Origin of the sequence: Lelliottia amnigena (genome assembly GCF_019047465.1) — a bacterium.
Classification (GTDB): domain Bacteria; phylum Pseudomonadota; class Gammaproteobacteria; order Enterobacterales; family Enterobacteriaceae; genus Enterobacter; species Enterobacter amnigenus.
This window is the reverse complement of the sequence record NZ_CP077236.1, coordinates 4,405,388-4,424,962: the sequence shown is the minus strand read 5'-3', so window position 1 is coordinate 4,424,962 and position 19,575 is coordinate 4,405,388. Positions and strand designations below refer to the sequence as shown.

Sequence of the window (19,575 nt, the reverse complement as noted above, 5' to 3'; positions counted from 1 at the left end):
ATGTTTAAAAACGTCGATGAAACGGACCGTTTCTTTTATCTGTCCTAATGAATTAAAGGAAGTAATAATAACTATCGATCTAAATTTGGAGTGTTTAACGCGTTCAAATTGCCCTGTTTGCAGCGTTAAACGGGACAAAAAGGACAAGTTATATGAGCTTTTCCCCCCATTGGTCAGCTGCGGCTCTGGCATGATAAGCCTGACGTAATGGGCAGCGAGCACGACAGTGGCAGACGATAGCGACGACAAAACAGAAGCCCCCACACCCCACCGACTAGACAAAGCGCGTGAGGATGGGCAAGTCCCCCGATCCCGAGAACTGACATCCCTGCTGATTTTAATCGTAGGGGTATGCATTATCTGGTTCGGCGGCGGGGCGTTTGCCAACCGGCTGGCGGGTATGCTCTCGGCCGGGCTACGTTTCGACCACAGTATCGTCAATGACCAAAATTTGATACTTAGCCAAATTATCTTGTTGATAAAAAACGCGATGATGGCGTTGTTACCCTTGATCAGCGGTGTCGTAGTGGTTGCACTGGTATCGCCGGTCATGCTGGGCGGTCTGATATTCAGTGGGAAATCGCTGCAACCCAAATTTTCAAAACTCAATCCGTTCCCGGGCATTGCGAGGATGTTTTCTGCGCAAACGGGCGCGGAGTTGCTTAAGGCAATCCTTAAGTCAGTGCTGATGGGCAGCACCGCCGGATTTTACCTTTGGCACCACTGGCCAGATATGATGCGCCTCATCAGTGAATCTCCGCTTACCGCCATGCGTAATGCGATGGATTTAGTGGGTTTCTGTGCGGTGCTGGTGGTGCTCAGTATCATCCCTATGGTTGGATTTGATGTGTTCTTCCAGATCTACAGTCATATCAAAAAATTGCGTATGTCCCGCCAGGATTTGCGCGACGAATATAAACAGATGGAAGGCGATCCGCATGTTAAAGGACGTATCCGTCAGATGCAGCGCGCCGCCGCGCGCCGTCGCATGATGGAAGATGTGCCAAAGGCTGACGTCATCGTCACCAACCCGACGCACTACTCTGTCGCCCTAAAATACGACGAAAACAAAATGAGCGCGCCAAAAGTGGTCGCAAAAGGGGCGGGGCTGATTGCGCTACGCATTCGAGAAATTGGAAGTGAGAACCGCGTGCCGGTACTCGAAGCGCCGCCTTTAGCGCGTGCGCTTTATCGTCACGCTGAAATTGGTCAGCAAATTCCGGGGCAGCTCTACGCTGCCGTAGCGGAAGTGCTGGCATGGGTATGGCAATTGAAACGCTGGCGTTTAGCAGGCGGTCAACGACCTGAAAAACCTGGCAACCTTCCGGTGCCTGCAGCACTGGATTTTATGAATGAGAAGGACACTGATGGCTAATTTGGTGGCGATGTTGCGCCTGCCCAGCAACATGAAATCGGTACAATGGCAGATCCTTGCCGGACCGATTCTCATCCTGCTAATTCTGTCGATGATGGTGCTGCCGTTGCCAGCATTTATCCTCGATCTGCTTTTTACCTTCAATATTGCGCTGTCCATCATGGTGTTGTTGGTGGCGATGTTTACCCAACGCACGCTGGAGTTTGCCGCGTTCCCAACCATTCTGCTGTTCACAACGTTATTGCGCCTGGCGCTGAACGTCGCGTCCACCCGTATCATTCTGATGGATGGTCATACGGGCGGTGCGGCAGCGGGTAAAGTGGTTGAAGCATTTGGCCACTTCCTGGTAGGCGGGAACTTTGCCATCGGTATCGTGGTGTTCGTGATCCTCGTTATCATCAACTTTATGGTTATTACCAAAGGTGCGGGGCGTATCGCAGAAGTCGGCGCGCGTTTTGTACTGGACGGGATGCCAGGCAAACAGATGGCTATCGATGCCGATCTTAACGCCGGGTTGATTGGTGAAGATGAAGCGAAGAAACGTCGCTCTGATGTGACTCAGGAAGCTGATTTCTACGGTTCAATGGACGGTGCGAGTAAATTCGTTCGCGGTGATGCCATCGCCGGTATCCTGATCATGGTGATCAACGTGGTGGGCGGGTTGCTGGTCGGCGTTCTACAACACGGAATGGATATGGGCCAGGCGGCAGAGAGCTATACGCTGCTGACGATCGGTGACGGCCTTGTGGCGCAGATTCCCGCCCTCGTCATCTCTACTGCGGCAGGTGTTATCGTCACCCGTGTGAGCAACGACGAAGATGTCGGTCAGCAGATGGTGACGCAGTTGTTCACTAACCCGAACGTGCTGATGCTCTCTGCTGCCGTACTCGGCCTGCTGGGTATGGTGCCAGGCATGCCAAACTTCGTCTTCCTGCTTTTCACCGCGGCACTGCTTGGCCTGGCCTGGTGGTTACGTGGACGTGAAAACAAACCCGCTGTGGAAGCCGCGCCGGTCAAAATGCCGGAAAATACTCAGGCGGTTGAGGCAACCTGGAATGACGTCCAGCTTGAGGATTCCCTCGGGATGGAAGTGGGCTATCGTTTGATTCCGATGGTTGATTTCCAGCAGGACGGCGAACTGCTCGGGCGCATCCGCAGTATCCGTAAAAAATTCGCTCAGGATATGGGGTTCCTGCCGCCGGTGGTGCACATCCGTGACAACATGGATTTACCGCCAGCACGCTATCGCATTCTGATGAAAGGCGTTGAAATTGGCAGCGGTGACGCCTATCCAGGGCGCTGGTTGGCCATCAACCCAGGCACTGCGGCGGGCACGCTGCCCGGTGAGCAAACAATCGACCCGGCATTTGGCCTGGCGGCGATCTGGATTGAAAGTGCGCTGAAAGAACAGGCGCAGATCCAAGGCTATACGGTAGTCGAAGCCAGTACCGTGGTGGCGACGCACCTTAACCACCTTATTGGCCAGTTCTCGGCGGAACTGTTTGGACGCCAGGAAGCACAGCAGTTGCTCGATCGCGTCACGCAAGAGATGCCAAAACTGACTGAAGATTTAGTGCCGGGTGTGGTCACGTTAACCACGCTGCATAAGGTGCTGCAAAACCTGCTGGAAGAAAAAGTCCCGATCCGCGATATGCGCACCATTCTGGAAACGCTGGCGGAGCATGCTCCACTGCAAAGCGATCCGCATGAGCTGACCGCCGTGGTACGCGTGGCGTTAGGGCGCGCAATCACTCAGCAGTGGTTCCCGGGAACAGGAGAAGTCCAGGTCATTGGGCTTGATACACCGCTTGAGCGTTTGCTTCTGCAGGCATTGCAGGGCGGAGGTGGTCTCGAACCTGGCCTTGCCGATCGACTGCTGGCCCAGACGCAGGAAGCGCTTACGCGTCAGGAAATGCTCGGCGCACCGCCGGTACTGCTGGTAAACCACGCGCTTCGTCCGCTGCTCTCACGCTTCCTGCGCCGCAGTCTGACGCAACTGGTGGTGCTGTCGAATATGGAACTGTCGGATAACCGTCATATCCGTATGACGGCGACAATCGGAGGAAAATAATGCGCAGATGGCTTTTGATTTTACTGTTCCCGCTCGTGGCGCAAGCCGCCGGAGAGGGGGCATGGCAGGCCAGCAGTATCGGGATCACGCTCAGTAACCGTGGCGTATCGGCATCGTCACGACCGCTTTCGGCACCGGAGCCGGTTTCAGGGCTGATGACGCTGGTGGCCTGGCGTTATCAACTTATCGGTCCCACTCCCGCGGGGCTTCGCGTGCGGTTATGCGCGCAGACGCGCTGCACGGAACTTGACGGAGAAAGTGGCACAACGCGCGGGCTGGACGGCGTTCCCGCCATTGAGCCGCTGCGTTTCGTCTGGGAAGTGCCGGGTGGGGGGCGTTTGATTCCTGCACTCAAGGTTCAAAGCAACCAGGTGATTGTTAACTACCGCTAGTTGCCTGCCTTTTCACCAGCCGTTAGAAGAATCTGACGGCTGGCTCGCAAAAAATGACCCAACCTTTTGATGCAAAAGAAACGCTGTTTTATAAATCAGTGACACGCGTACTTAATCTCTTTGCATTATTGCCATCTGTTTCAGTGCGATGGCAGAAACAGAAAGGTATCCCCCTGGCGATAATTCTACTGTAGCCGTGTAAAAACTCCCGGATGAGGTTTGCTTCCCAGGGAGTCTCCCAAAACTGAAAGGGTTAACGGCAATGAAAACACGCAAAATAGGACTCGCAAATTACCTCGCTTACGGTTCAGGCGACTTTCTTGGCGCAGGCACGACTGCGCTGACGGCTGCCTGGCTTTTGTATTTTTACACGACCTTCTGTGGACTCACGCCGATTGAAGCGACATTCATCTTTGCTGCGGCAAGGGTTCTGGATGCCGTTGTCAGTCCGCTGATGGGCTTTTTGACGGACAATTTCGGGACCACCTGGCTCGGCAAACGGTTTGGTCGCCGCAAATTCTTCATCCTGCTGGGTATTCCCTGCGTATTCAGTTACTCACTGATGTGGGTAGGCGACATGGGATTCTGGTATTACCTGCTGACCTATCTGGTCTTTGATATCGTCTACACCATGATTCTGGTGCCGTATGAAACGCTGGTGCCGGAAATGACCGACGATTTCAAACAGAAGACCAAATTTTCTGGCGCGCGTATCTCCATGGCGCAGATGTCGGCGATTTTGGCCTCCTTCCTGCCGGGTATTTTGCTGACGCATTTTGGCAAAGACAACGCCGTTTCCTTCTTCTATGCAAGCCTGGTGTTCTCCGTACTCTGCGCCGTCATGCTGACATTCGTTTGGTTCTTTACCTGGGAACGTCCGCGAGAAGAGTGGTCTGAAGCGGCGCTCAGAGCGGAAGAAGAGAAGAAGCAGCTCAACCTTGGGCAAAGCCTTAATCGTCTGTTTGTTGAGTTAAGTTCCACGCTGCGCGTGAAGATTTTCCGCCAGCATCTGGGGATGTATCTCGGCGGGTACATTGCGCAGGATGTGTTTAACGCCGTATTTACTTATTACGTCGTTTTCGTGCTGATGCAGGAAGCGTCGATGGCGTCTAACCTGCTGGGCACGATGGCGATCTTCCAGTTCATCGCCGTTATCGCGATGATCCCGCTGTGCATCCGTTTTGGACCCGCGCCGTCCTACCGCATGGTGGTGGTGCTGTTTGGTCTGGCGTCAATCTCCTATGCGGTGCTCTATTACGCAGGGCTTAGCGATGTTTACGCTCTGCTGTTGCTGATCTCTGCTGTTGCGGGCCTGGGACGCGGCGGTATCAACTATGTTCCATGGAACGTTTATACCTATATCGCGGACGTCGATGAAGTGATCACCGGTCAGCGTCGCGAAGGGATTTTCGCCGGGATTATGACCCTGACGCGCAAAGCCTCGCAGGCGGGAGCCATCATGCTGGTCGGGATTGTGATGCAAATGTCTGGCTTTGTGAGTGGGCAGAAAACACAGCCAGCAGAGGTTAGCCACACCATTCTGATGATTCTGAGCGTAGGCACCATTTTGGTCCTGTTCTGCGGATTCCTCGTCTCATTGCGCTTTAAGCTCAATCTGCAAACCCACAGCACGTTACGCGAAGAGACCGCCAAAATGCGTGAGTCCGGCCGGGCTATGCCTGAGACCGCGACGCCGCAAGCCCGCGCCACCGTGGAAATGCTGGCGGGGATGCCATTCGAATCACTGTGGGGTAACAACAATATTGGTTACCTGAATCGCAATAAACCTGTTGCACCTGCGCTGAAGGATCGCGCGGTACTGAACTCGACCTATCACAGAGGATAAGAAAATGAAGGTTTGGTCTGTCAAACATAGCCCGTTACTGCGTCAACCTGAGCATTTTATTGCCAGGGATGAACTGAAATCGTTGATTCAAAAGGTGACGCACAACCTGGTGAATATTCATGATAAAAACGGCGAGTTTTTATTGCGGCTGGACGACGGGCGCGTCATTGATACCAAAGGTTGGGCGGGGTGGGAGTGGACGCACGGCGTCGGTCTTTACGGGATCTGGCAGTATTACTGCCAGACCGGTGACGAGGAGATGCGTCACATCATCGATACCTGGTTTGCCGATCGCTTTGCTGAAGGTACCACCACCAAAAACGTCAACACGATGGCGCCATTTCTGACGCTGGCGTACCGCTACGAAGAAACGCAAAACCCGACGTATCTGCCGTGGCTGCAAACCTGGGCGGAATGGGCGATGAATGACATGCCACGTACCGACCACGGAGGGATGCAGCACATCACTCTGGCAGAAGAAAATCATCAGCAGATGTGGGATGACACGCTGATGATGACGGTTCTGCCGCTGGCGAAAATCGGCAAATTGTTGAATCGTCCGGATTATGTGGAAGAGTCGATTTATCAGTTTTTGCTCCATGTCCAGAACCTGATGGACAGGGAAACAGGGCTGTGGTTCCACGGCTGGAATTACGACGGGCAGCATAATTTTGCGAAGGCGCGTTGGGCGCGTGGAAACAGCTGGTTAACGATCGTGATTCCCGATTTCCTTGAACTGGTCGATTTACCGGAAAACAATGCCGTCCGGCGCTATCTGGTGCAGGTTTTAGATGCGCAAATTGCGGCGCTGGCGAAGTGCCAGGATGAAAGTGGGCTGTGGCATACGCTGCTTGACGATCCGAATTCGTATCTGGAATCATCGGCGACGGCGGGTTTTGCTTACGGAATATTGAAAGCGGTGCGTAAGCGTTATGTGAGTGCGGAATATGCCGACGTGGCGGAAAGGGCAATTCGCGGGATAGTGAAAAACATCTCAGCGGAAGGCGAACTGCTGCAAACGTCGTTTGGCACGGGAATGGGCAGCAATCTGGAGTTTTACCGTCAGATCCCGCGGACCTCAATGCCATATGGACAGGCGATGGCGATTCTGTGTCTCACGGAATATCTGCGAAAATACTTCTGATAATAAAAAACCCGGCAATTGCCGGGTTTTTTGTTTCTGCGTTACATACGCTCGACGGTTTCGATACCCAGGGTATCCAGACCTAATTTCAGCGTTTTGGCTGTCAGCTGCGCCAGCTTGAGGCGGCTGTTGCGGGCTTCTTCATTATCGGCAGAGAGGATAGGGCAGTGCTCGTAGAAGCCTGAGAACAGACCCGCGAGATCGTACAGATATGAACACATCACATGCGGGGTGCCTTCGCGGGCAACTACCGTCAGTGTTTCTTCGAACTGCAACAGGCGGGCAGCCAGCTGTGCTTCGCGGTCTTCAGTGATGACGACGGCGGCGTGAGCCAGCGCGCTTTCATCGATATCGGCCTTACGGAAGACAGACAGCACGCGGGTGTAGGCATACTGCATGTACGGCGCCGTGTTGCCCTCGAAAGCGAGCATGTTGTCCCAGTCGAAAATATAATCGGTGGTACGGTTTTTGGACAGATCCGCGTATTTCACGGCGCCGATGCCCACGGCATTGGCCAGTTTTTCCAGCTCTTCTGCCGGCATGTCGGGGTTCTTCTCAGCCACCAGACGGCGTGCGCGTTCCAGCGCTTCGTCCAGCAGGTCGGACAGTTTTACGGTGCCGCCCGCGCGGGTTTTAAACGGCTTGCCGTCTTTACCCAACATCATGCCAAACATGTGGTGTTCCAGTGGAACGGATTCCGGCACATAGCCGGCTTTACGCACGATAGTCCACGCCTGCATCAGGTGCTGATGCTGACGGGAATCGATGTAATACAAGACGCGATCGGCATGCAGCGTTTCGTAGCGGTATTTCGCACAGGCGATATCCGTCGTGGTGTACAGATAGCCGCCATCCTTTTTCTGGATGATCACGCCCATCGGTTCGCCTTCCTTGTTTTTATACTCATCAAGGAAAACAACCGTTGCTCCTTCACTCTCTACCGCCAGTTTTTTGGCTTTCAGATCGGCCACGATCCCGGGCAGCATTGGGTTGTAGAGGCTTTCACCCATCACGTCGTCACGGGTCAGCGTGACGTTCAGACGGTTATACGCGAGCTGGTTCTGGGACATGGTGATGTCAACCAGTTTGCGCCACATCTCGCGGAAGTACTCGTCACCGCCCTGGAGTTTTACCACATAGCTGCGTGCGCGTTCGGCGAAGGCTTCGTCTTCGTCATAGTGCTTCTTCGCTTCGCGGTAAAAACCTTCGAGGTCAGCCAGTGCCATTTCGCCGGCATTTTCCTGCTGCTGTTTTTCGAGGAAGGCGATCAGCATGCCGAACTGCGTTCCCCAGTCACCCACGTGGTTAGCGCGAATCACTTTATGGCCCAGGAATTCCAGGGTGCGCACAGCGGCATCACCGATAATGGTGGAACGCAGGTGACCCACGTGCATCTCTTTCGCGACGTTGGGGGCAGAGTAGTCGACCACAATCGTTTCGGCCTTCGGCTGAGCAACGCCCAGACGATCGGACTTCAGTGCCGCATCAACGTGGCTTGACAGGAAAGCCGGCTCCAGAAAAATGTTGATAAAGCCAGGGCCTGCAATCTCAACTTTGTTAGCAATGCCGTTGAGATCCAGATGAGTCAGCACCAGCTCAGCGAGTTGTCGCGGCGGCATGCCCAGTTTTTTTGCAACTGCCATCACGCCATTGGCCTGATAGTCGCCAAACTGTACTTTTGCTGACTGACGAACCTGCGGTTCGCAATCCGCAGGCGCACCTGCGGCAATCAGTGCCTGACTGACTTTTTCGGAGAGAAGAGCCTGAATATTCACCTGGATACCTTACCTTTTTGAAGCGGATGAGCGACAACCCGCGCCAGTTTAAGAATTTAGGGCGGGAGTATACTGCAAATGGCCCCTGGCGTCAGCATTGCACCGCCTCGAGACCGTTCAGAAAACAGGCGATGAAAGAGTGCATAAGCATGCAACGGTAAAATCCTCAAAACTGCGGTTGGTTGACGGGAGCCAACAGAGTAAATTAGCGGCTTTGCGACACGAAAAGAGACCTTCTGATGACGAACTGGCAATCCATTGATGAACTGCATGATATTTCCGCAGATCTTCCGCGTTTCACTCAGGCGTTCACAGAACTTGCCACTCAGCTTGGGCTGGATATTGCCCCCCTCGACGCGGATCACATTTCTCTTCGCTGCCATCAAAATGCAACGGCGGAGCGCTGGCGTCGTGGGTTTGAACAGTGCGGGGAACTGCTGTCCGAAACCGAAATTAACGGCCGTCCTATTTGCTTGTTCAAGCTTCGCGACCCCGTGTGCGTTGCGCACTGGCAGTTTAGCGTTGTGGAATTGCCGTGGCCGGGCGAAAAACGCTATCCGATTGAGGGCTGGGAGCATATTGAAATTGTGTTGCCAGGGGATCCCGACAGCCTGAATGCGCGCGCGCTGGCCTTATTGTCAGATGACGGTTTGAGCAAACCGGGTATTTTTGTCAAAACCAGTTCACCGAAAGGCGCGCGCGAACGACTGCCTAATCCGACTTTGGCGGTAACGGACGGCAACGTGACGGTCAAATTTCACCCCTGGACCCTTGAGCAAATTGTCGCCAGTGAAGCATAGGCCGCATAAGTTTGTGAACTCACGCGAGGTGCGCCGTTTTGCGGCGTGGCATGATGGTGCGTTAACGTCATTTTAAGGAGGATGTCTTGGCGCTTTTGGAGATCTGTTGTTACAGCGCGGAATGCGCGGTAACGGCGCAACGGTACGGAGCCGATCGCATTGAATTATGTGCGGCACCAAAAGAGGGCGGGTTAACGCCGTCATACGGGGTACTCAAATCGGTTCGCCAGACGGTGACCATCCCTGTACACCCGATTATTCGGCCTCGCGGCGGTGACTTTTTCTATTCAGCGAGTGAATTTGACGCCATGCTGGAAGACATCGCAATGGTTCGCGATCTGGGTTTCCCGGGGCTGGTGATTGGCCTGCTGGATGAAGATGGTAACGTCGATATGCCGCGTATGCGTCAGGTTATGACGGCCGCGAAAGGGATGGCGGTGACATTTCATCGTGCGTTTGATATGTGCAAAAATCCGCTGCAAGCGTTTGATAATCTGGCGGAGTTAGGGGTTGCACGTATCCTGACATCGGGTCAGGCATCGTCGGCTGAAAAAGGAATAAAATTAATTACGGAACTTAAAGCACATTCAGGTGTTCCAATAATCATGGCAGGCGCGGGTGTCCGTGCCAGCAATCTGGAAATCTTTATCAACGCCGGGGTTGAGGAGCTTCACAGCTCTGCGGGCAACTGGACGCCTTCACCCATGCGTTATCGCAATACAGGATTGTCAATGTCGACGGATGCCGAAGCGGATGAGTATTCCCGCTACGGCGTAGAGGGAGAGTCGGTTGCGGTAATGAAATCGATAATTGAGCGTCATCACGTGTAGCAACGTACCGATTTTTACCGCGCATCATCTTGCCCAATATGATGCTTGCTTGTACCAGGCCCCTGCAATTTCAACAGGGGCCTTTTTTTATCTTTTTTCCTGCAATCGAAACCGTTTCTACGGCTTCGTGGCGATCAACACTGCGCGCATTGGTGCAGGATAGCCTTCGATCGTTTTTGTACTGTCGTTCGGATCGAGGAACTCGGCCAGTGATTCCGTGGTGAGCCATTCCGTGCGTCGCTGCTCTTCTGTCGATGTGACGCACACATCGGCGATACGCACATCCACAAAACCACACTTCTCCAGCCAGTTTTTCAACGCCAGCGCGGAAGGAATGAAATAGACATTGCGCATCTGCGCATAGCGGTCGCCCGGCACCAGCACTGCATTTTCGTCACCTTCAATCACCAGCGTTTCCAGCACCAGTTCGCCACCGCTGACCAGCTGATCTTTCAGCTGCCATAAATGCTCGAGCGGCGAACGGCGGTGATAAAGCACGCCCATCGAAAAGACAGTGTCAAAGGCGGCCAGGGCCGGCAACTGCTCTATACCCAACGGCAGCAGGTGCGCGCGCTGATCGTTGCCCAGTAGCTTACGTACGGCTTCGAACTGACACAGAAACAGCTGCATCGGGTCGATACCGACGGCCAGATGCGCGCCAGCGCCGATCATGCGCCACATGTGGTAACCACTCCCGCAGCCCACGTCGAGAATCGTACGCCCGGTCAGATCCGACAGATGCGGCAGGACGCGATCCCATTTCCAGTCGGAACGCCATTCGGTGTCAATATTCAGGCCGTAAAGTGAAAACGGTCCTTTGCGCCAGGGCATGAGATTGCGCATTAATTTATCGAGGCGTAGCAGCTGCCCATCGCTCAGCGGCGCTTCGCTTTCAGCCGTCACGCTGTGCAGCAGATCCAGTTTATACGGCGTCATTTCCGGTAAAAACTCGACGGCATTACTCCACTGCTTAAACTGCCCGTGCAGTTGTTCGCGCTGCCAGGCGGCAACCTGCGCGGGCAAGGTTTCCAGCCAGTGGGAGAGATGGTTTTTAGCGATAAGCTGATAAAAATTGCTGAACTCAATCATGCCTGACCGCCTTTCAGTGCCACCAGAGAACCAAAGTTGAAGCACTGGAACCAGAGTTCACTGTGTTCAAATCCGGCTTTATGTAAACGCGCTTTGTGGGCTTCGACGGAGTCGGTCAACATCACGTTTTCCAGCATGCTGCGTTTCTGGCTGATTTCCAGTTCGCTGTAGCCGTTGGCACGCTTGAAATCATGGTGCATGTTGAAAAGCAGTTCACCCACGCTGGCGTCTTCAAAGCTGAATTTTTCAGACAGGACCAGCGCGCCGCCAGGATTAAGCCCCTGGTAAATTTTGTCCAGCAATAACTGGCGATCGTCGGGTTCCAGAAACTGCAGGGTAAAATTCAGCACGACCATCGAAGCATTGGTGATCTCGACAGTGCGGATATCCCCTTCGATCACGTCGACCGGCGTGGGGGCTTTGTACGCGTCCAGGTGACGGCGGCAGCGCTCCACCATGGCAGGTGAGTTGTCGACAGCAATAATTTTGCAGCCTTCATGATGCACGTTACGACGAACGGACAGCGTTGCCGCGCCCAGCGAGCAGCCCAGGTCATAGACTTGCGTGCCGGGCTGAACGAAACGCTCAGCCAGCATGCCGATCATAGAGATAATATTGGAGTAACCTGGAACAGAGCGCTGGATCATATCCGGGAAGACTTCGGCTACCCGTTCATCAAAGGTCCAGTCGCCCAGACTGGCGATAGGCGCGGAAAAAAGCGTGTCGCGATCGGTCATAACGTAAAAATCCGGGAAAAATAAAGTGGCGTATTGTGCGCTAATGAAACGAGAAAACCAACTCCCACGGCATATACCACAGGTTTGCCAGCACCATCAGCAACAGCGAGCACCAGGTTGCACTCATGCCGGAACGACGCCAGCGGAATAAGCGGTGGTGAAAACCGTAGGAATGCATGATGCGTCCGGCGATCAACAGCAGACCGCAGACGTGAACCATCCAGGTTTCCGCGCCGTCCATTTCCATGAGCAGCAGCAAAATCAATGCAACGGGAATATATTCCACGGCGTTGCCGTGAATGCGGATCGCGCTTTGTAGTTCCGAAAATCCACCGTCACCGTAAGAGACACGGTATTGCATTCTCAGGCGCACAACATCGAACGAAAATTTAATCAGTAGTAATGCACCTAACACCGCGTACAGCGCGCTGACCATACAAACTCCCTGTTGTTTTGGCAGATGGCACTTCTATGATAGGGGCTGATTTCAGAAAAGAGAAGATTGTTGTGGGATAGCGGGGGCAGGGCCAAGCGACGGCGCGGCGGCCTGCAAGGCTTGCCAAAGAGCATCGACCAGTTCAGGGGCCTGCGCAATGTCCGGTGTATGCAAGAAAAGATACGGTGTCGTGGTCTGTTCCCATTTCGGCAATGTGTGTAGCCAGACGTCAAACAGTTCACGATTTTGCTGCATGTTATCGCTGCCGATAAACCTGACCATAGGGTTGCCGGCTGTGACAATCGCGTGAACCGGCACCTTTGGCTTTTTGCGTTGGGCCTCAATAATGGCTTCATTATGAGGAATGGCGCTGTGCACCGGACGACTGTCGAGGATCACGCGATTCACGCCGCGTTCGTGTAAGCCACGATTTAACGCTTTTTCATCTTCGCCTTTCGTGAAAAACGCCGGGTGTCGAACTTCAACGCCATAGCGAAAGTCGCGAGGCAGGGCATCGAGAAAGTGCCACAGTGCGGGTAAATCTCGCGGACTAAAGGTGGCGGGCAGTTGCAGCCAGTACTGTCCGATCCGATTTGCAAGCGGTGACAGGCGTTCCAGAAATTCCTGCGTAAGATCGCCGCAGTTTCGTAGCGCGGCGTTGTGAGAAATCGTCGCCGGGAATTTAAAGCAAAAGCGAAAATCATCGGTGGTTTGCTCGCGCCAACGCGCAACAATTTCCGCTCTCGGAAGCGCGTACAGCGTGGTGTTACCCTCGACGCAATTAAAGTGTCGGGCATACTCTTCGAGACTGGTAATGCCAAGGCGCACCCATTTGGGGTGCGACCATTGTGGGAGACCCAGATAAATCATAACGCGCTTAAAATCTCTTCAGTCGTGCGCACGCGACCGATACGCGGGAAGATATTGGTCATGCTGCCCATATGCTGTTCAGTCGCGGCTGCGCTGCAGGCGTCTTCGGCGATCACCAGATTAAAGCCCATCTCCCACGCGTTTCGTGCAGTAGATTCCACACCGATGTTCGTGGCGATGCCGCACAGAATAATGGTGTCGATCCCGCGACGGCGCAGCTGCAGTTCAAGATCGGTACCGTAGAACGCGCCCCACTGGCGCTTAGTCACTTCGATATCACTCTCTTGCTTGCCGAGCGCGAGCGGGTAATCCCACCAGTTGTCCGGCAGCGCCTGGCCTGGAGTCTGTGCGTCGACAGGTTGTTTCAGCGCTTCGGCAAAATCCGCAGACCAGCCCACACGCACCATCACCACCGGTGAACCGTTTTCGCGGCACTTCTCAGCGAGTCGCGCACTGCGGCTAACGACGTCCGCCGCCGCATGTGGGCCGCCTGCGAAGGGCAAAATGCCTTCCTGTAAATCGATCACGACGAGCGCGGTTTTGGTGGCATCCAGTGTGAACATGTTAACTCCAGTCAAATAATTAGCTTTGGTAACACCTTACGACGAGAAAGCCTGTTGAAGATCGGATAATTTTGTTAATTTTTGTGAGAATGCGCAATAAGAGTGCAGCAATCGCGCGTCTGGCGCGCTTCTCTCTTATCGTACGGCGGAATTTCCAGTATAATAGCCGCCTTTTTTCACCCATTAGTGACATACAGAAAGCTGCGACATAGTAGCCTGTTAAACAGGCGACATTTAGCCTGCGGCTAAATTAAGGGATATCTCATGCGTACAGAATATTGCGGGCAGTTACGTCAGTCCCACGTCGGACAGCAGGTGACCCTGTGTGGTTGGGTCAACCGTCGTCGTGACCTTGGTAGCCTAATCTTCATCGATTTACGCGATCGTGAAGGCATCGTTCAGGTGTTCTTCGATCCGGATCGTGCAGAGGCGTTAAAACTGGCCTCCGAACTGCGTAATGAGTTCTGCATCCAGGTTACCGGCACCGTGCGTGCGCGTGACGAAAAAAATATTAATGCGGACATGGCGACCGGCGAAATCGAAGTGCTCGCGTCCGATCTGACCATTATTAACCGTTCAGAATCGCTGCCGCTTGACTCCAACCACGTCAATACCGAAGAAGCGCGTCTGAAATTCCGCTATCTGGATCTGCGTCGTCCGGAAATGGCTCAGCGCCTGAAAACGCGCGCCAAAATCACCAGCCTGGTGCGCCGCTTTATGGACGATCACGGTTTCCTGGATATTGAAACCCCGATGCTGACCAAAGCCACGCCAGAAGGCGCGCGCGATTATCTGGTTCCTTCACGCGTCCATAAAGGCAAATTCTACGCGTTGCCACAGTCTCCTCAGCTGTTCAAACAGCTGCTGATGATGTCTGGCTTCGATCGCTACTACCAGATCGTAAAATGCTTCCGTGATGAAGACTTGCGCGCAGACCGTCAGCCTGAATTTACCCAGATCGACGTCGAAACCTCCTTCATGACCGCGCCGCAAGTGCGTGAGCTGATGGAAGCGTTGGTTCGCAGCCTGTGGTTGGATGTAAAAGGTGTGGATCTGGGTGATTTCCCTGTCATGACCTTTGCTGAAGCAGAACGTCGTTACGGTTCTGATAAACCGGATCTGCGTAACCCGATGGAGCTGGTGGACGTTGCTGACCTGCTTAAAGCGGTTGAATTTGCGGTCTTCTCCGGCCCGGCTAACGATGCAAAAGGCCGTGTGGCTGCGTTGCGCGTTCCTGGCGGTGCAAGCCTGAGCCGTAAACAAATTGACGACTACGGCAATTTCGTGAAGATCTACGGCGCGAAAGGGCTGGCTTATATTAAAGTCACCGAACGTGCGAAAGGCATCGAAGGGATCACCAGCCCGGTTGCTAAATTCCTGAACGCCGAAATCGTTGAGTCCATTCTTGAGCGTACTGACGCGCAGGACGGCGATATGATCTTCTTCGGCGCGGATAACAAAAAAGTGGTTGCCGATGCACTCGGTGCGCTGCGTCTTAAACTGGGTAAAGACCTGAACCTGACCGACGAAGCCAAATGGGCGCCGCTGTGGGTTATCGACTTCCCAATGTTTGAAGATGACGGTGAAGGCGGCTTAACCGCGATGCACCATCCGTTCACTTCCGCAAAAGATATGAACGCTGATGAGCTGAAAGCAGCACCAGAAACCGCGATTGCTAACGCCTACGACATGGTTATCAACGGCTACGAAGTCGGCGGCGGTTCTGTGCGTATTCACAGCGGTGACATGCAGCAAACCGTGTTTGGCATTCTCGGTATCAACGAACAGGAACAGCGCGAGAAATTCGGCTTCCTGTTGGATGCGCTGAAGTACGGTACACCGCCGCACGCAGGTCTGGCGTTTGGTCTGGATCGTTTGACCATGCTGCTGACCGGCACCGATAACATTCGTGACGTTATCGCCTTCCCGAAAACCACTGCCGCCGCGTGTCTGATGACCGAAGCGCCAAGTTTCGCTAATCCTGCATCCTTAGCGGAGCTGGGTATCGACGTGGTGAAGAAGGAAGAGAAAAACTGATATGGCCTTTAAGCGTCCCGTTTCGGTGTTAGTCGTCATTTTTGCAGCCGACACCAGACGGGTGCTGATGTTGCAGCGGCGCGACGATCCTGATTTCTGGCAGTCGGTAACCGGCAGTCTGGAAGAGGGTGAAACTGCGCTGCAAGCCGCCGCACGCGAAGTAAAGGAAGAGGTCCTGATTGATGTTGCCGACGAGCAACTGACCTTGATGAACTGCCAGCGTACGGTGGAGTTTGAAATTTTTAGCCATTTACGTCATCGCTATGCGCCGGGAATTAAGCGCAATACGGAATCATGGTTCTGTCTTGCGCTGCCCCACGAACGGGAAATTGTGTTCACAGAACATTTAACCTACCGCTGGGTTGATGCGACAGATGCCGCAGCGCTCACCAAGTCGTGGAGCAATCGGCAGGCGATTGAAGAATTTGTAATTAATGTTAATTAATTTCCGAGCATTTTAGTTTCCAGCAAGGCGGCAAGGCCGTTAATCGACAGGTGCTTATTTCGGTAAGTGACGGGATTAAGCAGGCGCAGCCAACGCATCTGGAAGCTGAAAGGCGAAGGATAATTTTGGAGAACTTTTTATGGCAGGTCATAGTAAGTGGGCCAACACAAAGCACCGCAAAGCGGCACAGGATGCCAAGCGCGGTAAAATTTTCACTAAGATCATTCGTGAGCTGGTGACCGCAGCGCGTCTGGGCGGCGGTGATGCGGGTTCCAACCCACGTCTGCGCGCGGCTATCGACAAAGCGCTGGCGAACAACATGACGCGTGACACCCTGAACCGCGCTATCGCGCGTGGCGTGGGCGGCGATGACGACGCGAACATGGAAACCATCATTTATGAAGGTTACGGTCCTGGCGGTACAGCGGTTATGGTCGAGTGTCTGTCTGACAACCGTAACCGTACCGTTGCTGAAGTGCGTCATGCCTTCACCAAAACTGGTGGTAACCTGGGCACTGACGGTTCCGTGGCCTATCTGTTTAGCAAGAAAGGGGTGATCTCTTTCGATGCGGGCGATGAAGATGCGATTATGGAAGCGGCGCTTGAAGCCGGTGCTGAAGACGTTGTGACCTTTGATGACGGCGCGATTGATGTTTACACCGCGTGGGAAGAGATGGGCGCTGTGCGTGATGCACTGGCTGCTATGGGTCTGAAAGCGGATAACGCGGAAGTGTCCATGATTCCATCAACCAAAGCGGACATGGATGCGGAAACCGCGCCAAAACTGCTGCGTCTGATCGACATGCTCGAAGACTGCGATGACGTGCAGGAAGTTTACCATAACGGTGAAATTTCTGATGAGGTTGCAGCGACTCTCTGATGAGAGCCTCTGAACCCCTTACAGGAGATGCGTGATGTCGATTATCCTCGGGATTGACCCCGGCTCACGCATCACCGGTTATGGCGTTATCCGCCAGGTCGGGCGTCAGTTAACCTATCTTGGCAGCGGGTGCATTCGCACCAAAGTGGATGATTTACCCTCGCGTCTTAAGTTGATTTACGCGGGCGTGTCGGAAATTATCACCCAGTTTCAGCCGGACTTCTTCGCCATCGAGCAGGTGTTTATGGCGAAAAATGCCGATTCAGCGCTGAAGCTGGGCCAGGCGCGCGGCGTCGCGATTGTTGCGGCGGTCAACCAGGATTTGCCCGTGTTCGAATATGCCGCGCGTCAGGTCAAGCAGACTGTGGTAGGAACGGGCGGTGCGGATAAAAGTCAGGTACAGCACATGGTGCGTACCTTGCTAAAACTCCCGGCGAACCCGCAAGCGGATGCCGCTGATGCGCTGGCCATTGCGATAACGCACTGTCACGTGACCCAAAATTCCATGCAAATGAGTGAGTCTCGGCTCAGTCTGGCGCGAGGTCGGTTACGATAATCACAAATCAGGCTGGATAAACATCCAGCCTTTTTTTATGATGGCGGTAAATCTTTAGCCCTTAACGCAGGAGCGTCATGTGATTGGCAGACTCAGAGGCATTATTCTTGAAAAACAACCCCCGTTAGTCCTGCTTGAAACAGGAGGCGTGGGGTACGAAGTCCATATGCCGATGACCTGTTTCTATGAACTTCCGGACGCGGGCAAAGAAGCCATCATCTTCACCCAATTTGTGGTGCGTGAGGATGCGCAGCTGCTGTATGGTTTCAACAATAAGCAGGAACGCATGCTGTTCCGTGAGCTGATTAAAACCAACGGCGTGGGGCCGAAGCTGGCGCTGGCGATTTTGTCCGGCATGTCTGCGCACCAGTTTGTGAATGCCGTTGAGCGTGAAGATCCCGCCGCATTGATCAAATTGCCAGGCATTGGCAAAAAAACCGCCGAGCGACTGATTGTCGAAATGAAAGACCGCTTCAAGGGTCTGCATGGCGATCTGTTTACGCCTGCCACCGATCTGGTATTGACGTCACCGAACGGCCCAACGTCAGATGACGCTGAGCAAGAAGCGGTGGCTGCGCTGGTGGCGCTGGGCTATAAGCCTCAGGAAGCCAGCCGTATGGTGAGTAAAATCGCCAAACCCGACGCTAATAGTGAAACCCTGATTCGTGAAGCGCTCCGCGCTGCATTGTGAGGTAAAGGATGATTGAAGCAGACCGCCTGATATCGGCAGCCAGCAACCAGCCGGAAGATGTGGTGGATCGTGCCATCCGCCCTAAGCTTCTGGAGGAGTACATTGGCCAGCCGCAGGTACGCTCGCAAATGGAAATCTTTATCCAGGCGGCGAAGCTTCGCGGTGAAGCGCTCGATCATCTGCTGATTTTTGGTCCGCCGGGGCTGGGGAAAACCACGTTAGCGAATATTGTGGCTAACGAGATGGGCGTTAATTTGCGTACCACGTCAGGGCCGGTGTTGGAAAAGGCAGGGGATTTGGCGGCGATGCTCACCAACCTCGAGCCGCACGACGTTTTATTTATCGATGAAATCCACCGCCTCTCGCCTGTGGTCGAAGAAGTGCTGTATCCGGCGATGGAAGACTATCAGCTGGATATCATGATCGGTGAAGGCCCTGCGGCGCGCTCCATCAAAATCGACCTGCCACCGTTTACCCTCATCGGCGCGACGACGCGTGCAGGATCATTGACCTCACCGCTTCGCGATCGTTTCGGTATTGTGCAGCGTCTTGAATTTTATCAGGTACCCGATCTGCAATATATCGTGGGTCGCAGCGCCCGATTTATGGGGCTGGAGCTCAGCGATGATGGCGCATTTGAAGTGGCTAAACGCTCACGCGGTACGCCACGTATCGCCAACCGTCTGCTGCGTCGTGTGCGCGATTTTGCCGAAGTGAAACACGACGGGACGATCTCCCTGGACGTCGCGGCGCAGGCGCTGGATATGCTTAACGTTGACGCCGAAGGTTTTGACTATATGGACCGCAAGCTGCTGCTGGCGATCCTGGATAAATTCTTTGGCGGGCCGGTCGGGCTGGATAACCTTGCGGCGGCGATTGGTGAAGAGCGCGAAACGATTGAGGACGTTCTGGAACCCTATCTGATTCAGCAGGGATTTTTGCAGCGCACCCCGCGTGGACGTATGGCGACGGTGCGTGCGTGGAATCACTTTGGCATCACCCCTCCGGAAATGCCTTAACGCGCTTTACCCTCTCCGG

The 19,575-nt window shown here is 54.1% G+C and carries 19 protein-coding genes; 13 read left to right on the top strand and 6 right to left on the bottom strand.

Translation table 11 applies throughout. From position 1 onward, the window contains the following. Nucleotides 1-226: 226 nt before the first annotated feature. From flhB to bglB, 5 genes are all read left to right on the top strand, one after another. Nucleotides 227-1,375: a flagellar biosynthesis protein FlhB gene (gene flhB, locus I6L74_RS20925; protein WP_059179691.1), complete on the top strand. Its 1,149-nt coding sequence runs from the start codon at nt 227-229 to the stop codon at nt 1,373-1,375. After that, on the top strand, nt 1,368-3,446 hold the full coding sequence (gene flhA, locus I6L74_RS20920) for a flagellar biosynthesis protein FlhA (protein ID WP_059179692.1): 2,079 nt from the start codon (nt 1,368-1,370) through the stop codon (nt 3,444-3,446). The genes flhB and flhA overlap by 8 nt, the downstream gene beginning before the upstream one ends. Beyond that, nucleotides 3,446-3,838: a flagellar protein FlhE gene (gene flhE / locus I6L74_RS20915; RefSeq protein WP_059179693.1), complete on the top strand. Its 393-nt coding sequence runs from the start codon at nt 3,446-3,448 to the stop codon at nt 3,836-3,838. Before flhA ends, flhE begins: the two co-directional genes overlap by 1 nt. Before the next feature lie 262 nt (nt 3,839-4,100). Further along, nucleotides 4,101-5,684, top strand: a complete 1,584-nt coding sequence (locus I6L74_RS20910) for an MFS transporter (RefSeq protein ID WP_059179694.1) — start codon at nt 4,101-4,103, stop codon at nt 5,682-5,684. A gap of 4 nt (nt 5,685-5,688) precedes the next feature. Further along, a complete protein-coding gene (gene bglB, locus I6L74_RS20905; protein WP_059179695.1) occupies nt 5,689-6,828 on the top strand; it encodes a beta-galactosidase BglB in 1,140 nt (379 codons plus the stop codon). A 41-nt stretch (nt 6,829-6,869) separates the two neighbouring features. Here bglB and argS read toward each other — a convergent pair whose 3' ends face one another. Then, nucleotides 6,870-8,603, bottom strand: a complete 1,734-nt coding sequence (gene argS / locus I6L74_RS20900; RefSeq protein ID WP_059179696.1) for an arginine--tRNA ligase — start codon at nt 8,601-8,603, stop codon at nt 6,870-6,872. A gap of 239 nt (nt 8,604-8,842) precedes the next feature. On the opposite strand from argS, the gene I6L74_RS20895 reads away from it, so the two are divergent. Then, on the top strand, nt 8,843-9,403 hold the full coding sequence (locus I6L74_RS20895; RefSeq protein WP_059179697.1) for a VOC family protein: 561 nt from the start codon (nt 8,843-8,845) through the stop codon (nt 9,401-9,403). 86 nt (nt 9,404-9,489) lie between these two features. Next, on the top strand, nt 9,490-10,233 hold the full coding sequence (cutC, locus tag I6L74_RS20890; RefSeq protein WP_059179698.1) for a copper homeostasis protein CutC: 744 nt from the start codon (nt 9,490-9,492) through the stop codon (nt 10,231-10,233). Between the two features lie 117 nt (nt 10,234-10,350). Here cutC and cmoB read toward each other — a convergent pair whose 3' ends face one another. From cmoB to I6L74_RS20865, 5 genes are read right to left on the bottom strand one after another with little or no spacing between them, the layout of a single operon-like run. After that, the gene (gene cmoB, locus I6L74_RS20885; protein ID WP_059179699.1) at nt 10,351-11,322 is read right to left on the bottom strand and encodes a tRNA 5-methoxyuridine(34)/uridine 5-oxyacetic acid(34) synthase CmoB; all 972 of its coding nucleotides are present in this window, start codon (nt 11,320-11,322) and stop codon (nt 10,351-10,353) included. After that, nucleotides 11,319-12,059 (bottom strand): carboxy-S-adenosyl-L-methionine synthase CmoA, encoded by a 741-nt coding sequence (gene cmoA, locus I6L74_RS20880; RefSeq protein WP_059179700.1) that lies wholly within the window; start codon nt 12,057-12,059, stop codon nt 11,319-11,321. Before cmoA ends, cmoB begins: the two co-directional genes overlap by 4 nt. A 40-nt stretch (nt 12,060-12,099) precedes the next feature. Continuing rightward, the gene (locus I6L74_RS20875) at nt 12,100-12,495 is read right to left on the bottom strand and encodes an MAPEG family protein (protein ID WP_059179701.1); all 396 of its coding nucleotides are present in this window, start codon (nt 12,493-12,495) and stop codon (nt 12,100-12,102) included. 51 nt (nt 12,496-12,546) lie between these two features. Then, a complete protein-coding gene (locus tag I6L74_RS20870; RefSeq protein ID WP_059179702.1) occupies nt 12,547-13,365 on the bottom strand; it encodes a DUF72 domain-containing protein in 819 nt (272 codons plus the stop codon). Beyond that, the gene (locus I6L74_RS20865; RefSeq protein ID WP_059179703.1) at nt 13,362-13,928 is read right to left on the bottom strand and encodes a hydrolase; all 567 of its coding nucleotides are present in this window, start codon (nt 13,926-13,928) and stop codon (nt 13,362-13,364) included. Before I6L74_RS20865 ends, I6L74_RS20870 begins: the two co-directional genes overlap by 4 nt. Nucleotides 13,929-14,192: 264 nt before the next feature. On the opposite strand from I6L74_RS20865, the gene aspS reads away from it, so the two are divergent. From aspS to ruvB, 6 genes are all read left to right on the top strand, one after another. After that, complete coding sequence (gene aspS / locus I6L74_RS20860) at nt 14,193-15,965, top strand: aspartate--tRNA ligase (RefSeq protein WP_059179704.1); 1,773 nt, start codon at nt 14,193-14,195, stop codon at nt 15,963-15,965. Between the two features lies 1 nt (nt 15,966). After that, a complete protein-coding gene (nudB, locus tag I6L74_RS20855) occupies nt 15,967-16,410 on the top strand; it encodes a dihydroneopterin triphosphate diphosphatase (RefSeq protein ID WP_059179705.1) in 444 nt (147 codons plus the stop codon). 139 nt (nt 16,411-16,549) lie between these two features. Further along, on the top strand, nt 16,550-17,290 hold the full coding sequence (locus tag I6L74_RS20850) for a YebC/PmpR family DNA-binding transcriptional regulator (protein ID WP_015959434.1): 741 nt from the start codon (nt 16,550-16,552) through the stop codon (nt 17,288-17,290). 34 nt (nt 17,291-17,324) lie between these two features. After that, complete coding sequence (ruvC, locus tag I6L74_RS20845; protein ID WP_059179706.1) at nt 17,325-17,846, top strand: crossover junction endodeoxyribonuclease RuvC; 522 nt, start codon at nt 17,325-17,327, stop codon at nt 17,844-17,846. 79 nt (nt 17,847-17,925) lie between these two features. Beyond that, nucleotides 17,926-18,537 (top strand): Holliday junction branch migration protein RuvA, encoded by a 612-nt coding sequence (gene ruvA, locus I6L74_RS20840; protein ID WP_059179707.1) that lies wholly within the window; start codon nt 17,926-17,928, stop codon nt 18,535-18,537. An 8-nt stretch (nt 18,538-18,545) separates the two neighbouring features. After that, nucleotides 18,546-19,556 (top strand): Holliday junction branch migration DNA helicase RuvB, encoded by a 1,011-nt coding sequence (gene ruvB / locus I6L74_RS20835; RefSeq protein ID WP_059179708.1) that lies wholly within the window; start codon nt 18,546-18,548, stop codon nt 19,554-19,556. Nucleotides 19,557-19,575: the final 19 nt, after the last annotated feature.

Excerpts from the sequence above, each read along its gene's own strand:
- flhA (WP_059179692.1), top strand. The coding sequence starts at position 1,368 with ATGGCTAATTTGGTGGCGATGTTGCGCCTGCCCAGCAACATGAAATCG.
- flhE (WP_059179693.1), top strand. The coding sequence starts at position 3,446 with ATGCGCAGATGGCTTTTGATTTTACTGTTCCCGCTCGTGGCGCAAGCC.
- I6L74_RS20910 (WP_059179694.1), top strand. The coding sequence starts at position 4,101 with ATGAAAACACGCAAAATAGGACTCGCAAATTACCTCGCTTACGGTTCA.
- bglB (WP_059179695.1), top strand. The coding sequence starts at position 5,689 with ATGAAGGTTTGGTCTGTCAAACATAGCCCGTTACTGCGTCAACCTGAG.
- I6L74_RS20895 (WP_059179697.1), top strand. The coding sequence starts at position 8,843 with ATGACGAACTGGCAATCCATTGATGAACTGCATGATATTTCCGCAGAT.
- cmoB (WP_059179699.1), bottom strand. The coding sequence starts at position 11,322 with ATGATTGAGTTCAGCAATTTTTATCAGCTTATCGCTAAAAACCATCTC.
- cmoA (WP_059179700.1), bottom strand. The coding sequence starts at position 12,059 with ATGACCGATCGCGACACGCTTTTTTCCGCGCCTATCGCCAGTCTGGGC.
- I6L74_RS20875 (WP_059179701.1), bottom strand. The coding sequence starts at position 12,495 with ATGGTCAGCGCGCTGTACGCGGTGTTAGGTGCATTACTACTGATTAAA.
- I6L74_RS20870 (WP_059179702.1), bottom strand. The coding sequence starts at position 13,365 with ATGATTTATCTGGGTCTCCCACAATGGTCGCACCCCAAATGGGTGCGC.
- I6L74_RS20865 (WP_059179703.1), bottom strand. The coding sequence starts at position 13,928 with ATGTTCACACTGGATGCCACCAAAACCGCGCTCGTCGTGATCGATTTA.
- aspS (WP_059179704.1), top strand. The coding sequence starts at position 14,193 with ATGCGTACAGAATATTGCGGGCAGTTACGTCAGTCCCACGTCGGACAG.
- nudB (WP_059179705.1), top strand. The coding sequence starts at position 15,967 with ATGGCCTTTAAGCGTCCCGTTTCGGTGTTAGTCGTCATTTTTGCAGCC.
- I6L74_RS20850 (WP_015959434.1), top strand. The coding sequence starts at position 16,550 with ATGGCAGGTCATAGTAAGTGGGCCAACACAAAGCACCGCAAAGCGGCA.
- ruvC (WP_059179706.1), top strand. The coding sequence starts at position 17,325 with ATGTCGATTATCCTCGGGATTGACCCCGGCTCACGCATCACCGGTTAT.
- ruvB (WP_059179708.1), top strand. The coding sequence starts at position 18,546 with ATGATTGAAGCAGACCGCCTGATATCGGCAGCCAGCAACCAGCCGGAA.